At 42.6% G+C, this 12,934-nt stretch carries 16 protein-coding genes; 10 read left to right on the top strand and 6 right to left on the bottom strand.

From position 1 onward, the window contains the following. Nucleotides 1-43: 43 nt before the first annotated feature. Together ABC357_RS05145 and mciZ are read right to left on the bottom strand one after the other, a co-directional pair. Nucleotides 44-961, bottom strand: a complete 918-nt coding sequence (locus ABC357_RS05145) for an aldo/keto reductase (protein WP_412886472.1) — start codon at nucleotides 959-961, stop codon at nucleotides 44-46. Nucleotides 962-1,022: 61 nt separating this feature from the next. Next, on the bottom strand, nucleotides 1,023-1,172 hold the full coding sequence (mciZ, locus tag ABC357_RS05150; protein WP_412888580.1) for a Z-ring formation inhibitor MciZ: 150 nt from the start codon (nucleotides 1,170-1,172) through the stop codon (nucleotides 1,023-1,025). A gap of 83 nt (nucleotides 1,173-1,255) precedes the next feature. On the opposite strand from mciZ, the gene ABC357_RS05155 reads away from it, so the two are divergent. Together ABC357_RS05155 and ABC357_RS05160 are read left to right on the top strand one after the other, a co-directional pair. Beyond that, entirely contained in the window at nucleotides 1,256-1,810 is a 555-nt protein-coding gene (locus ABC357_RS05155) for an NUDIX hydrolase (RefSeq protein WP_412886473.1), read from the top strand. A 26-nt stretch (nucleotides 1,811-1,836) separates the two neighbouring features. Beyond that, nucleotides 1,837-2,565 (top strand): epoxyqueuosine reductase QueH, encoded by a 729-nt coding sequence (locus ABC357_RS05160; RefSeq protein ID WP_412886474.1) that lies wholly within the window; start codon nucleotides 1,837-1,839, stop codon nucleotides 2,563-2,565. A gap of 53 nt (nucleotides 2,566-2,618) precedes the next feature. Here the strand turns inward: ABC357_RS05160 and ABC357_RS05165 are convergent, their stop codons facing one another. The 4 genes from ABC357_RS05165 to ABC357_RS05180 form a co-directional block, all read right to left on the bottom strand. Continuing rightward, nucleotides 2,619-2,927 carry a spore coat protein gene (locus ABC357_RS05165; RefSeq protein ID WP_412886475.1) on the bottom strand — a complete coding sequence of 103 codons (309 nt, stop codon included), beginning with the start codon at nucleotides 2,925-2,927 and terminating at the stop codon, nucleotides 2,619-2,621. Nucleotides 2,928-2,939: 12 nt separating this feature from the next. Then, nucleotides 2,940-3,272, bottom strand: coding sequence for a hypothetical protein (locus tag ABC357_RS05170; RefSeq protein ID WP_412886476.1), 333 nt, complete (start codon nucleotides 3,270-3,272; stop codon nucleotides 2,940-2,942). A gap of 110 nt (nucleotides 3,273-3,382) precedes the next feature. Further along, on the bottom strand, nucleotides 3,383-4,927 hold the full coding sequence (locus tag ABC357_RS05175; protein ID WP_412886477.1) for a solute symporter family protein: 1,545 nt from the start codon (nucleotides 4,925-4,927) through the stop codon (nucleotides 3,383-3,385). 3 nt (nucleotides 4,928-4,930) lie between these two features. After that, nucleotides 4,931-5,269 (bottom strand): DUF485 domain-containing protein, encoded by a 339-nt coding sequence (locus ABC357_RS05180; RefSeq protein ID WP_412886478.1) that lies wholly within the window; start codon nucleotides 5,267-5,269, stop codon nucleotides 4,931-4,933. Nucleotides 5,270-5,534: 265 nt separating this feature from the next. Here ABC357_RS05180 and spoIIM point away from each other — a divergent pair, with 265 nt between their 5' ends. The 8 genes from spoIIM to ABC357_RS05220 all read left to right on the top strand — a co-directional run bounded on the left by spoIIM (nucleotide 5,535) and on the right by ABC357_RS05220 (nucleotide 12,906). Then, nucleotides 5,535-6,179 carry a stage II sporulation protein M gene (gene spoIIM / locus ABC357_RS05185; protein ID WP_412886479.1) on the top strand — a complete coding sequence of 215 codons (645 nt, stop codon included), beginning with the start codon at nucleotides 5,535-5,537 and terminating at the stop codon, nucleotides 6,177-6,179. Nucleotides 6,180-6,293: 114 nt separating this feature from the next. Further along, on the top strand, nucleotides 6,294-6,779 hold the full coding sequence (gene fur, locus ABC357_RS05190) for a ferric iron uptake transcriptional regulator (protein WP_412886480.1): 486 nt from the start codon (nucleotides 6,294-6,296) through the stop codon (nucleotides 6,777-6,779). 316 nt (nucleotides 6,780-7,095) lie between these two features. After that, nucleotides 7,096-7,326: a YqzK family protein gene (locus tag ABC357_RS05195; protein ID WP_412886481.1), complete on the top strand. Its 231-nt coding sequence runs from the start codon at nucleotides 7,096-7,098 to the stop codon at nucleotides 7,324-7,326. 6 nt (nucleotides 7,327-7,332) lie between these two features. Continuing rightward, on the top strand, nucleotides 7,333-8,226 hold the full coding sequence (xerD, locus tag ABC357_RS05200; protein ID WP_412886482.1) for a site-specific tyrosine recombinase XerD: 894 nt from the start codon (nucleotides 7,333-7,335) through the stop codon (nucleotides 8,224-8,226). 256 nt (nucleotides 8,227-8,482) lie between these two features. Next, the gene (gene deoB / locus ABC357_RS05205; protein WP_412886483.1) at nucleotides 8,483-9,670 is read left to right on the top strand and encodes a phosphopentomutase; all 1,188 of its coding nucleotides are present in this window, start codon (nucleotides 8,483-8,485) and stop codon (nucleotides 9,668-9,670) included. Between the two features lie 7 nt (nucleotides 9,671-9,677). Continuing rightward, complete coding sequence (locus ABC357_RS05210; protein WP_412886484.1) at nucleotides 9,678-10,496, top strand: purine-nucleoside phosphorylase; 819 nt, start codon at nucleotides 9,678-9,680, stop codon at nucleotides 10,494-10,496. Nucleotides 10,497-10,517: 21 nt separating this feature from the next. Next, the gene (locus ABC357_RS05215) at nucleotides 10,518-11,822 is read left to right on the top strand and encodes a pyrimidine-nucleoside phosphorylase (protein WP_412886485.1); all 1,305 of its coding nucleotides are present in this window, start codon (nucleotides 10,518-10,520) and stop codon (nucleotides 11,820-11,822) included. 151 nt (nucleotides 11,823-11,973) lie between these two features. Beyond that, the gene (locus tag ABC357_RS05220) at nucleotides 11,974-12,906 is read left to right on the top strand and encodes a LacI family DNA-binding transcriptional regulator (protein WP_412886486.1); all 933 of its coding nucleotides are present in this window, start codon (nucleotides 11,974-11,976) and stop codon (nucleotides 12,904-12,906) included. Nucleotides 12,907-12,934: the final 28 nt, after the last annotated feature.

Below are 12,934 nucleotides of genomic sequence, written 5' to 3' on the forward strand. Positions count from 1 at the left end.
AGAGCGAATGAAGGACATTTCCTTGCATTCGCTCTTTTGGCGTTTACCGGTGGTCTTTGTATTGATTTTGTTTGGTTACGTCTTTCAAAATGGAAATATCCTTTTCCGTTAAGTGATTAGCTTCGACCGCTTTTACATTGGCAATTACTTGTTCAGGCGAACTGGCTCCCGGGATCACGGCACCCACGGTTGAATGGCTAAGCACATATTGAAGCGCCAGTTCCTGCATGCTATGGGAAGGGATTGCTTCCTTAAGCTTATTCAGCGTATTTTCCAGTTCCGTGTAACTGTAGTCAAGGAAGCCATTTTCCTTGACTGCCTGGCTCGCCTTGCTAAGCATTGCGTCAGTAAGCATGCCTTTGGCAACTGGACCTCTGGCGATGATGCTCACTCCTTTTTCATTCAGTGCATCCATCCATTCTTCCGGCCGGCGGTCAAGCAGGCTGTATTGCATCATGACAGAGGCCATATTGGATTTTTGAAGGAATGATCGGATGACATTCGGACGGATGGAAGAAATGCCATAGTGGCGGATATATCCTTCAGAAACAAGCTCTTCAAATGTCTCTATAATTTCTTCATGGTTGTCATCCATTGTTCCTCCGTGCAGCTGGTAGAGGTCGATATAATCAGTGCCTAAGCGTTTAAGGCTGGCCTTTACTTCTTCCTTGATATAGTCCTTTGAGGCATCCCAAGACCAACCATCTTTTTGTTCGTTCCAGCGGTTTCCCACCTTTGTAGCAATCACGATCTTATCGCGGACGGAAGATAATGCTTTCCCGACTATTTGTTCATTGACGCCAAAGTCGTACAGGTCAGCTGTATCAAAGTAAGTAATGCCTTGCTCCAAAGCAGTATGGATAATATGGTCCGCTTTTTTTTCGTCCTTGCCGAGCGACATGCAGCCGAGTCCTATTTCTGAAACAAGTAGATCGGTATTTCCTATTTTTCTTTTTTTCATTTCTTTTCACCTCTATGTATCTGTTTAATCCCATTGTAATGGAATAATCGGCAAAAGAATATTATTGTCCCTTTTCAGATGAATGCCGAGTATGGGTGCAATCCTCAATCCATTCGCTGACGTACGTATAACGTTTGCTGTACTCCTTTAATATACGGCGTACTTCCCATGCTTTTCCGCTAATCGACAATCCGGCAGTGCCAACCGTAATTTTCAATAAGGTTCCCTCCCGCATTCGGTATGGTAAAATGTATGTTAAAAGATAGAGACGCTAGAACTGGAGGCAGGCAAAAAATGAAAAAATTCGAAGAAAAAACGGTAGGAAGCCAGAAAATTTTTGAAGGGAAGGTAATCACTCTGCAAGTCGATGAAGTCCGATTGCCTGATGGAAAAATGAGTAAGCGTGAAATTGTGAAGCATCCCGGTGCAGTGGCAATAATGGCATTGACGGAAGACCGTAAATTGTTGATGGTAGAGCAATACCGTAAAGCGCTTGAACGCTCCATAATTGAAATCCCGGCTGGAAAGCTTGAAAAAGGAGAAGATCCTTTACATACTGCACATAGAGAATTAGAGGAAGAAACAGGATATGGCTGTAAAAGCATGAAAAAGGTGGTTTCCTTTTATACCTCGCCTGGATTCGCTGACGAAATCCTCCATGTATATGTGGCTGAAGGATTGGAAAAAATCGACAATCCAGCAGCTGCCGATGACGATGAATTTGTTGAACTCATGGAAATATCGCTTGAAGAAGGGGAACGGCTGATCGAAGAAGGAAGAATTGCAGATGCCAAAACAGTGTACGCCATCCAGTATTTGCAGGTTTTGAAGGCTAGTGGGAAATTGTAAGGATAGAAGGAATATAGGAGTTTATTATGTTTATTCATTCGGTAGAAATTCTCGAAAAAATGGATCCAAATCAAAAAATTAACTATGATAGGGTCATGAAAAAAATGATCCAGTCATGGGAAATGAAGGGGCTAAGGCCGCAAATATTAATACATAGCTGTTGCGCACCATGCAGTACATATACACTTGAATTCCTGGCAGAATATGCTGACATCACCATCTATTTCGCCAATTCCAATATTCATCCCCGAAAGGAATATGAACGAAGAAAAGCAGTACAGCAACAATTCGTGGAGGCCTTTAATCGACAAACCAATCATAATGTCCAATTTTTGGGCGGATCCTATGAGCCGCGGCATTTTTTCTGCCAGACAAAAGGATTGGAGACGGAACCTGAAGGCGGCAAGCGCTGCAGTGTGTGCTTTCAAATGAGGCTAGACCAAACCGCGCTGAAGGCGAAGGAGCTCGGGTTTGATTATTTCGGCAGCGCACTGACGCTCAGTCCGAAGAAAAATGCATCAGTTATCAATGAATTGGGTATGACTGTCCAAGAGATTTTTGATGTCCGCTATTTGCCGTCGGATTTCAAAAAAAACAATGGCTATCAACGATCCATCGAGATGTGCAAGGAATATAATGTTTACAGACAATGCTATTGCGGGTGCATCTTTGCAGCACAGCAGCAAGGTGTGGATATGGCAGCAGTCAATGCTGAGGCAAAGGCATATGCGGAAGAATTTACACTCAAACAATAGAAGATGAATAAAAGCGCTTTTCCAGATGAAGGAAAAGCGCTTTTTGCCGGCGATTAGTTAACATATTGCTGAACGAGCTGATTGGTTTTCATCTGTGTCTGGCTATATTGGGTCGAAGTTGTTGTTATATCCGATTCAAGGGTAGGAGCAGATGTATTATACATTCCGTTCTGTGACATGAACTGATACAAATTGCCCTGTAGTGTCAGGCTGCTCTGGAGCAGTGATTGGAATTGCTGGCGGACAGAAGGGCAATTGGATTCTGTGGCAGCTGTTGTGTACTCCCGGCAAGTCCGTTTTAAGTCAGATAAAATGCTGTATAATAAATCTTCTTCCGATAAAATGGCCTGTTGTTTATTCATCGATTTTCCTCCTTAATGAAGTGGTTGTTGCTGCATGCCAGGACTAGTTGGCGGTTGCTGCATAGAGAATAATTGGCTTTGATGCTGCATCGCCTGCGCTTTTTCTGCTTGCGCCATTTGTGTGGCTTCCTGCGGGGTTTTAGGTGCAACAGAGGTATGCTGCTGCAATAGAGCCATCAATCCTTGGTAATGCTGTGAATGCTGTTTAAGCATTTGCCCGCATAATTGGATGGTTGCCTGATTGGGCGAGTGAGCGAGGGTTGCCAGGCATTGTTTAATAAGTAAGTCTTCATTGGACATTGAATCGGCGATGTATTCCAATTCTTTTGCTGTTAATGGCTTCATGAGGAAACCTCCTTCAAAAAATACATACATTATTAGCTTGGAGTTAGAGGGGCTATTTTATGCAAACGTAAAAAAAGAAACCATCTTCATGATGGCTTCTTAGACGTTTTTTAAATGGTATCTGCACCTGTATTGGATTTGACAAGAATCTCATCAAAGCTTGCGTCGCCTTCAGTAACGGCAGCCTTGGATGACAAAAGGGTACCGATATAACCGGCGATGAAGCCCAGCGGGATGGACACCAAGCCAGGAGTAGTAAACGGATACAGAGGCTCACCAACGAATATGGCCTTTCCTGCTTCCGGACTGAACACGTTAGGACCGACAATAACCAGTCCGACAGCTGATATAAGGCCTACAGCCATCGCCCAAATCGCTCCGGTCGTGTTGAACTTTCTCCAATAAATGGTATATAGGATGACAGGAAGGTTTGCGCTAGCCGCAACGGCGAAGGCTAACGAAACTAAGAATGCAACATTTAAGTTTTGGGCAAATAAAGCCAAAATGATGGAGATAATAGAAATGCCGATCGATGCGTATCTAGCCATTGATACTTGCTGCTTTTCCGTTGCCTTTCCTTTTTTGACAATTTGGTTATAAAAATCATGTGAAAAGGCAGTGGCAGCCGTTAATACCAGACCTGCAACGACAGCAAGGATAGTAGCAAAGGCCACAGCGGAAACAAATGCAAACAGCATATCGCCGCCGATCGCTTTTGCAAGCAATGGAGCCGCCATGTTCCCGGCTTTATCTTCCGCAATAATATTGGCGTTTCCTACGAATTTTGCCGCTCCGAATCCAAGGAAAATAGTCATTACATAAAAAATGCCGATAATCCACGTGGCATATACAACGGAGCTCCGGGCTGTTTTGGCGTCTTTAACGGTAAAGAAGCGGACCAGTATATGCGGAAGCCCCGCTGTCCCAAGCACAAGCCCCATTGTCAGCGATAGTGTATCAAGCCCGTTTGTATATTTGACTCCAGGGTTAAGGAATCCTTCCTTAAGAGGAGTTGCTTCTTTCATTTGAGTAAACATATCCATGATGTTCCAATTGAATTTAGCCAGAACAATGATTGAAATTACAAATGTTCCCGCCATCAAAAGGAATGCCTTTACGATTTGGACCCAGCTTGTTGCGTGCATGCCGCCGAAAATCACATAAACAGTCATCAAAACGCCGACAATTAGGACGGAAGTCGTATAATCGATGCCAAGCAATAATTTAATAAGTGCCCCTGCCCCGACTAACTGGGCTATCATATAAAAAATCGAAATAGCAATCGTGTTGAAAGCGGCGAACCCGCGTATTTTTTTTGCCTGGAATCGGGCGGCGATCATATCGGCAAATGTATATTTCCCCAAATTGCGCAATGGCTCTGCGACTAGAAACAGGACTACCAAATAAGCGACAAGAAACCCAATGCTGTAGAAAAAGCCATCAAAGCCTGCCAGCGCAATGGTACCTGCGATTCCGAGAAAAGAAGCGGCGGACATATAGTCGCCAGCTATTGCCAATCCGTTTTGCCATCCGGTGAGGCCGCCGCCTGCCGTATAGAATTCACTGGCATTATTTGTTTTTTTGGAGGCCCAGTACGTAATGAATAGCGTGACTGCAACAATGGCCAAGAACATAATAAAAGCGGATGTGTTCATAAATTACCTCCTTTGTTTTTCTATGACTTGTTGAGATAGCCTGTCAAATGTATTGGCTTTTTTGTAGTAGATCATGCAGAAAGCCCAGGTCATTACAAATTGCATAAAGGCGAATACCCATGCCCAAGTGATGTTGCCAAAGGCCGATTTAGTAAGGACGTCAGTATAGGATGTCATAATGGGAAGAGCAAAATAAAAGCAAAAGAAGAAGATGGTAAAAGGTATAATGAATTTTTTCTTTTCATGAAGTAATTTTTGGAAGGATGGTGATTGTACAATGGCAGCATACTCTTCAGAAGATAGTTTCTTGGAAACTGTTTCTTGCATTTGCGGCATTTCCATAAGCAAGCCCCTTTCGAATGATAATTTGTAAGCACTTACATTTTTAATCGCACCTGCTTTCTTCTGAGTCGTGTTTAATAAACAACTATCAGAATTTTTAGATATTTGTAATTATACAGTAGAGCTTTCTGTTAGAAAACAAAAAAATGAATTTTTTGTCATAAATAAGGCTCACTTCCTACTTAGGAAAAAAAGGATGAAAAACGTCATAAGCCCGGTTTCCATTTCATAGAATCTAGTAAAAGAATCATAGGAGGACTAAGCGATGAAGAAACAGTATCCCTTTCAATATGCCGCAAATAATCATATCCGCGAACACTCTTCTTTGTATGTATTCATTATCATCCTTTTCTTGATGGGCATTATCTGTGGAGCTATTATTGTCAATAGTTTGAGTATCAACCAAAAGGAAGATCTGCTCTATTATCTAACGCGTTTTTTCGGCCAGGTTAAAGATGGCAATATCACTGCCTCCTACCATATGTTTAAAGGAAGCATCTCTCATAACATCCAATATATGGCTTTGATTTGGATATTGGGAATTAGCATTATCGGTATTCCGTTAATCCTGATCCTCCTGTTTATCAAAGGGGTTGTAATCGGATTTACAGTCGGTTTTTTAGTCAATAGCATGGGGTGGGGAGGCTTTCGGATTGCTTTTGTGTCCGTTCTGCCGCAAAATATTATTCTTGTTCCGCTTACGATATTTATAACCGTCCTATCATTATCGCTCAGCATCAAAATCATTCAAAGAATATTCAACAGGCAAGCGAGGATTCCGTTGAAGCCGATTTTATTTAAATATGTAGCTTCCCTTATTGTTTGTATTCTTTTCATTTCTTGTGCAGGTATGATAGAAGCATATGTGTCACCGGCTTTTATGAAGTATATGGTTAGTTTGATAAAATAAATAATAGTATTTATTAAATAAGAATCATTATTTTTCTAGAATATAATAATTCTATTTTGACTCTCAACGCCATTTTGTTATAATGTAAGATGAAAGTGGCAGGGAGGAAAACGTATGGAAGAGAGAATCGATCGAATAAAGAAGCAATTGCACTCATCAAGCTATAAATTGACCCCTCAACGGGAAGCGACTGTCCGTGTCCTCCTGGAACACGAAGAGGATCATTTAAGTGCTGAAGATGTGTATCTCCTTGTAAAAGAAAAATCGCCAGAAATCGGTTTGGCGACTGTTTATAGAACCCTTGAATTATTAACAGAATTGAAAATTGTAGATAAGATTAATTTTGGCGACGGAGTATCGCGCTATGATTTACGCCAGGAAGGCGCAGCACATTTCCACCATCACCTAGTTTGCATGGAATGTGGAGCTGTGGATGAAATCCAGGAAGATCTGCTCGATGAGGTAGAGATGGAAGTAGAAAAAAGATGGCATTTCAAAATCAAAGACCATCGTTTGACTTTTCACGGAATATGCTATAGATGCCAAGCAAAAGAAGAAACAAATAAAAATAAGCAAGATGCTGATGGACAGGAGTCATGACTCTGTTTCATGGCATCTTTTTTTTGCTTATTAGTAATAGATAGGATGGTAGTTTCTAGGTGTAGCCGGTGGAGTGAGATATTGGGTTCACATGGAATGGAGCCAGGTATAAGCGCTATTATGCCTTTTGCCAATGCGGAATATGCGATGTAGTGGCCATCTTAAAACACTCATTTTTACGCTACAGGCAGTTAATCCGTTTGTGTTCATCGAACGACAAATGGAGAAATGATCCAATATTCTTGATATTGAATGTATAGAATAGCTGTCCTCGGGCATAGATTGTTAGTAGCGTAATCGATAGGGAGGACAAGATATGGGCACTATGCTGCGTACCATTTTTCATACACTTAAAGTTTTTTGTTTATTTGTCTGCTTCACTATTCTTTTTTATATAGGAATGGTATGGTTGAATCAAGAATACCAGGATTATAACCGTTATGATGAACCACAGGGAAGTTCTCTGAAGGTTTCAGCTACAGAGCATGCGAATGAACATACTGACTGGTTTGAGCGGTTAAAGCTTTTTTATTTGAACGGGGAGTAATGTACTATGGAAGATGCATTAAAAGATTTCATCCATTATTTGACTGTGGAAAAAGGATTGGCTAAAAATACTCTTGTTTCATATGAGCGTGATCTGAAGTCCTATATCCATTTCCTGCAGCAAGTGGAACAAACTACCGATCTCAATGAAGTAAGAAGGGCGCATATTGTTGCATTTCTTGCGAAGCTAAAGCAAGAGGACAAGTCCTCCAAGACGATAGCCCGCCATATTGCATCGATTCGCTCCCTTCATCAATTTTTATTGCGTGAAAAAAGGGCTGGCCAGGATCCATCTGTGCATATCGATACACCACAAAAGGAAAGAGCCTTGCCTAAAGTATTAAGCATGGATGAAGTGGAGGCGCTATTGGATTCCCCGAAAGGTGATGATAAATTCGGCTTGCGAGACCAGGCGATGCTGGAACTCATGTATGCAACCGGTATGCGGGTGAGCGAACTAATATCGCTTGATCTGTCCGACGTTCATGGTACCATGGGATTCGTCCGCTGCGTCGGCAAAGGGAGCAAGGAACGGATTATACCGATTAGCCAGACTGCGTTAAGGGCTATCGATATGTATTTGGAATCAGGCAGACCAAAGCTCGCCAGCCGAAAACAAGCCTGCGATGCCCTGTTCCTGAACCATCATGGAAGAAGGCTTTCGCGCCAAGGATTTTGGAAAATCCTCAAGGGGTTAGCCGCCAAAGCTAATATTGAGAAAGAGCTCACCCCGCATACATTGAGGCATTCATTTGCCACTCATTTGCTTATGAATGGGGCTGATTTGCGTTCGGTGCAGGAAATGCTCGGGCATGCGGACATCTCAACTACACAAATATATACGCATATAACGAATACAAGGCTGAAGGATGTATATACCAAATTTCATCCAAGAGCGTAAAAGAATGCTAGATTCATAAAAGGAAATTGATGACGTTTTCACAACGATGGTGTATGATTAGGGAGTAGAAGATTCACTTCTTAAATATATGCCAAAATCATAGAGGTCTGACATCAGACAAGGGGAATTTTCCACAACCATTGAAGAGTAATTCCTAAATATGGGGGTAAAGTAATCCATATATATGATATATGGTTAACCTCATATTTGAGATTGTTGAACGAATAGGTTGTGAATTGTACAGGAGGTAACAGGAATGAGTAAAGAACACACTTTTAAACGTATTTTCTTGGTAGTAATGGATTCAGTAGGAATTGGCGAGGCACCGGATGCAGAAAAATTCGGCGATAAAGGCGCCCATACATACCTTCATATAGCGGAAGCAATGAACGGATTGAAAATGCCTAATATGGGCAAATTGGGCTTGAGCAACATTGAAGAGATTCCTGGTGTTGAAAAAGTAGCAAAGCCGCTAGCTTACTATACGAAACTTCAAGAATCCTCTAATGGAAAAGATACAATGACGGGACACTGGGAAATCATGGGCCTAAACATCGAAACACCTTTCCGTGTCTTTCCGGATGGATTTCCGCCTGAATTGATTTCTGAGCTGGAAGAACGCACTGGCCGCAAAATCATCGGCAATAAGCCTGCTAGCGGAACGGGCATTTTGGATGAATTGGGTGAAGAGCATATGAAGACAGGAGCATTGATTGTGTATACGTCAGCTGACTCTGTCCTTCAAATCGCTGCACACGAAGATATCGTTCCGTTGGAAGAATTGTACTCTATATGTAAAATCGCCCGCGAAATCACATTAAGAGAAGAATATATGGTAGGCCGCGTCATCGCACGTCCATTTATCGGAGAACCGGGAGACTTCAAACGGACCGCTAACAGACATGATTACGCCCTTAAGCCATTCGGCAGAACGGTGATGAATGAATTGAAGGACAGCAACTATGATGTGATCGCAATCGGTAAGATATCAGATATTTACGATGGCGAGGGAGTTACTGAATCATTGCGCACAGTATCCAATATGGATGGCATGGATAAATTGATGGATACCATCCGCATGGATTTCACTGGCTTGAGTTTCTTGAACCTTGTTGATTTCGATGCCCTTTATGGACATAGAAGAGATCCGATCGGCTACGGTAAAGCACTTGAAGAATATGATGAAAGATTAACAGAAGTCCTTGCCGAACTGAAAGAGGACGATTTATTATTGATAACGGCAGACCATGGAAATGATCCGGTTCATGCAGGAACTGACCATACACGTGAATATGTTCCATTGCTTGCGTATAGCAAGAAGTTGAAAGAGCCTAAAGAACTTCCATTAAGCAAAACATTTGCATCGATTGGGGCAACTGTGGCGGATAACTTTAATGTGAAGCTTCCTGAATACGGACAAAGCTTTCTGCAATTATTAAAATAAGGTGGATATGAATATGTACGAAAAAATGATGGAATCAGCCCAATTTATTTTGGATAAAGCAAAGGTAAAACCTGAAATCGGCATGATTTTAGGTTCTGGCTTGGGTGTTCTTGCCGATGAAATTGAAGATGCGGTTTGCATTCCGTATAATGAAATACCGAATTTTCCTGTTTCGACGGTTGAAGGCCATGCCGGACAGTTTGTCATTGGTACCTTATCCGGCAAAACAGTCGCAGCCATGCAAGGAAGATTCCACTTCTATGAAGGCTATCCGATGGAAAAGGTGACATTCCCGGTTAGAGTCATGAAACTTCTTGGTATAGAAAAGATTTTGGTGACAAATGCAGCCGGCGGAGTCAATGAGACTTTCCATCCGGGCGACCTTATGCTAATCACTGACCATATTAATTTCACTGGCACCTCGCCATTGATCGGCAGTAACGACGAGCGCTTCGGCCCTCGTTTCCCTGATATGTCCCAGGCGTACGATAAGGAGTATGCGTCTATGGCAAGGGAAACAGCGAAAGAGCTTGGATTAAGCATTCAAGAAGGAATCTACTTCGGTTTGACAGGCCCTACTTATGAGACCCCTGCCGAAGTCCGTATGGTGCGGATATTGGGTGGAGATGCGGTTGGCATGTCAACTGTCCCTGAAGTGATTGTGGCGAATCATAGCGGCATGCGCGTATTAGGCATTTCTTGCATTACAAATATGGCAGCCGGTATTTTGGACCAACCGTTAAATCATGAAGAAGTCATTGAAACCACGGAAAAAGTAAAAAGCGAATTTTTACGTTTTGTAAAAGAATTGACGAAAAAAATGTAATCAAACTGGCGGTGCATAGAGATGAGAATGGTAGATCTAATCGAGAAAAAGAGAGAGCACCAGGAACTGACAACTGCAGAGATACAATATATGATTAAGAATTTTACAACAGGCGATATCCCCGACTATCAAATGAGCGCCATGCTGATGGCCATTTATTTCAATGGAATGACTGAACAGGAACGTGCTGATTTGACTATGGCCATGATGGAATCGGGCGATACAATTGATCTTAGTGCCATTTCCGGCATTAAAGTGGATAAACATTCGACTGGCGGTGTAGGTGACACAACAACTCTTGTACTTGGTCCTTTAGTTGCAGCTGTTGGCGTGCCAGTAGCGAAAATGTCAGGACGGGGGTTAGGCCACACTGGCGGAACAATTGACAAGTTGGAAGCCGTAAAAGGTTTTTCAGTTGAAATTCCAAAAGAAGAGTTTATCGAACTGGTGAATAAGAATAAAATTTCTGTTATCGGGCAGACGGGCAATTTGACTCCTGCGGATAAAAAACTGTACGCCCTCCGTGATGTAACAGCAACGGTTGACAGCATTCCGTTAATCGCTAGCTCCATTATGAGCAAGAAGCTTGCTGCCGGAGCAGACGCAATTGTACTGGATGTGAAAACAGGCGCGGGAGCGTTCATGAAAACACCGGAAGATGCCAAAGAATTGGCTCAGGCAATGGTCAATATCGGCAATAATGTCGGCCGTAATACGATGGCCATTATTTCTGACATGAGCCAGCCGCTTGGGTATGCAATCGGGAACGCACTTGAAGTCAAGGAAGCGATCGATACATTGAAGGGCGAGGGTCCAGAAGATCTTGCAGAGCTCTGCCTGACATTGGGAAGCTATATGGTGTTGCTGGCGCAAAAGGCAGGCACATTGGAAGAGGCGCGCAGCATGCTTGAAGAAGCCATCCAAAATGGAAAGGCTTTGGAGACATTCAAATTATTCCTTGAATCACAGGGCGGCGATGCGTCACTAATCGATGACCCGTCCAAATTACCGGCCGCTGCTCATAAAATAGAGCTTCTTGCCAAGAAGGACGGCTATATCAAAGAATTGGTTGCTGATGAAATCGGTACTGCTGCCATGAAATTGGGGGCAGGAAGAGAAACGAAGGAATCAGTAATTGATTTGGCTGTGGGGCTTGTTCTCCATAAAAAAATCGGTGATTATGTAAAGGCTGGAGAATCCTTGCTGACAATCCATAGCAATTCGGAACAGATTGATGAAGTGAAAGAGATGCTTTATAACAGTATCATCATCAGTGCTGACCATGTGGATGCACCAAAGTTGATCCATACTCACATTACTGAATAAAAGGTTAAAAAGACCGGTTTCCTGCCAAATGCGGGGGAATCGGTCTTTTTGCATAGAGTTATATTGCTCGAATTTGTGAGGCCGGTCTTTTCATTTTCTTAAAAAAAATGTAGAATGAAAGGCATCGCAGTAGAAAGAGGCCAAGGTACATATGAAGAAATCAACCATTAAAGACGTGGCTCGCGTCAGCAATTTTTCCATTGCTACAGTCAGCAGAGTTTTGAATGGGAAAGGAAATGTGAGCCCCGAGATTGCCAAGAAGGTGCTGGATGTCGCGGAACAGCTTCAGTATGTTCCCAATCAATTGGCGAAAGGGTTAAAGGACCAAAAAACAAATCTGGTCGGCATGGTTGTACCTGATATGCAGGATCCGTATTTTCTGCAGGTTATCCAGCGGCTGGAACAAAAGCTTCAACCTCTGAATATCCATTTAATCCTTGCTGAAACGTTTTACAACGAAAAAAAAGAACGGGAAGTTCTGCAGCAGTTGGAAGCCAAACGTGTCGACTCGATATTGATTGCCAGTGCAGGGGGCAATGAGAAGGGGATTGCGGAATTAGTGGTAAAGGGCATTCAAGTGGTGCTCTTCCATACAAAAATTAAAGTCAATGATATCAAAATACCGCAAATCTCAGAGGACGAAGAAGCGAATTCCAGCAAATTGACAACGATGCTCCTTGATGAAGGGCACCAGTTGATCGGAGTCATCAACGGCAGCAAAACATCGCCAAATGCCATTGAAAAATATGTTGGATATGTGAAAGCCATGTACACAGGAGGGGAAGTCCTTGATTCTGCGTATACGTTTGAAGGATCTTATTCCATAGAAAGCGGCAGGAAAGCTGTGAAACGTTTTCTGTCTTTGCCGAAAAGGCCAACGGCAATATTATCTTTGCATCCTTATTTTACAATAGGAGCCATCGCAGAATTAAATAAGCAAAAAATCCGTATACCAAGAGACGTCACCATTGCCTCACTCGGTGGCGACCCTTCATTCGCCCTGTTGGAGGATAAAGGGCTGCTTGTCCACTATTATAGTGTTGAAATGGATGTTGAAGAAATTTTATTTCATTTGAACGAATAAAAACCACGCCTTATCGAATACTAAAAGT

The organism is Bacillus kalamii, assembly GCF_047238185.1.
GTDB lineage: Bacteria > Bacillota > Bacilli > Bacillales > DSM-1321 > Bacillus_AD.

What these genes read in the sequence shown, in the direction of transcription:
- ABC357_RS05145 (WP_412886472.1), bottom strand. Translation starts at nt 961, where the DNA reads ATGAAAAAAAGAAAAATAGGAAATACCGATCTACTTGTTTCAGAAATA.
- ABC357_RS05155 (WP_412886473.1), top strand. Translation starts at nt 1,256, where the DNA reads ATGAAAAAATTCGAAGAAAAAACGGTAGGAAGCCAGAAAATTTTTGAA.
- ABC357_RS05160 (WP_412886474.1), top strand. Translation starts at nt 1,837, where the DNA reads ATGTTTATTCATTCGGTAGAAATTCTCGAAAAAATGGATCCAAATCAA.
- ABC357_RS05165 (WP_412886475.1), bottom strand. Translation starts at nt 2,927, where the DNA reads ATGAATAAACAACAGGCCATTTTATCGGAAGAAGATTTATTATACAGC.
- ABC357_RS05170 (WP_412886476.1), bottom strand. Translation starts at nt 3,272, where the DNA reads ATGAAGCCATTAACAGCAAAAGAATTGGAATACATCGCCGATTCAATG.
- ABC357_RS05175 (WP_412886477.1), bottom strand. Translation starts at nt 4,927, where the DNA reads ATGAACACATCCGCTTTTATTATGTTCTTGGCCATTGTTGCAGTCACG.
- ABC357_RS05180 (WP_412886478.1), bottom strand. Translation starts at nt 5,269, where the DNA reads ATGGAAATGCCGCAAATGCAAGAAACAGTTTCCAAGAAACTATCTTCT.
- spoIIM (WP_412886479.1), top strand. Translation starts at nt 5,535, where the DNA reads ATGAAGAAACAGTATCCCTTTCAATATGCCGCAAATAATCATATCCGC.
- fur (WP_412886480.1), top strand. Translation starts at nt 6,294, where the DNA reads ATGGAAGAGAGAATCGATCGAATAAAGAAGCAATTGCACTCATCAAGC.
- ABC357_RS05195 (WP_412886481.1), top strand. Translation starts at nt 7,096, where the DNA reads ATGGGCACTATGCTGCGTACCATTTTTCATACACTTAAAGTTTTTTGT.
- xerD (WP_412886482.1), top strand. Translation starts at nt 7,333, where the DNA reads ATGGAAGATGCATTAAAAGATTTCATCCATTATTTGACTGTGGAAAAA.
- deoB (WP_412886483.1), top strand. Translation starts at nt 8,483, where the DNA reads ATGAGTAAAGAACACACTTTTAAACGTATTTTCTTGGTAGTAATGGAT.
- ABC357_RS05210 (WP_412886484.1), top strand. Translation starts at nt 9,678, where the DNA reads ATGAATATGTACGAAAAAATGATGGAATCAGCCCAATTTATTTTGGAT.
- ABC357_RS05215 (WP_412886485.1), top strand. Translation starts at nt 10,518, where the DNA reads ATGAGAATGGTAGATCTAATCGAGAAAAAGAGAGAGCACCAGGAACTG.
- ABC357_RS05220 (WP_412886486.1), top strand. Translation starts at nt 11,974, where the DNA reads ATGAAGAAATCAACCATTAAAGACGTGGCTCGCGTCAGCAATTTTTCC.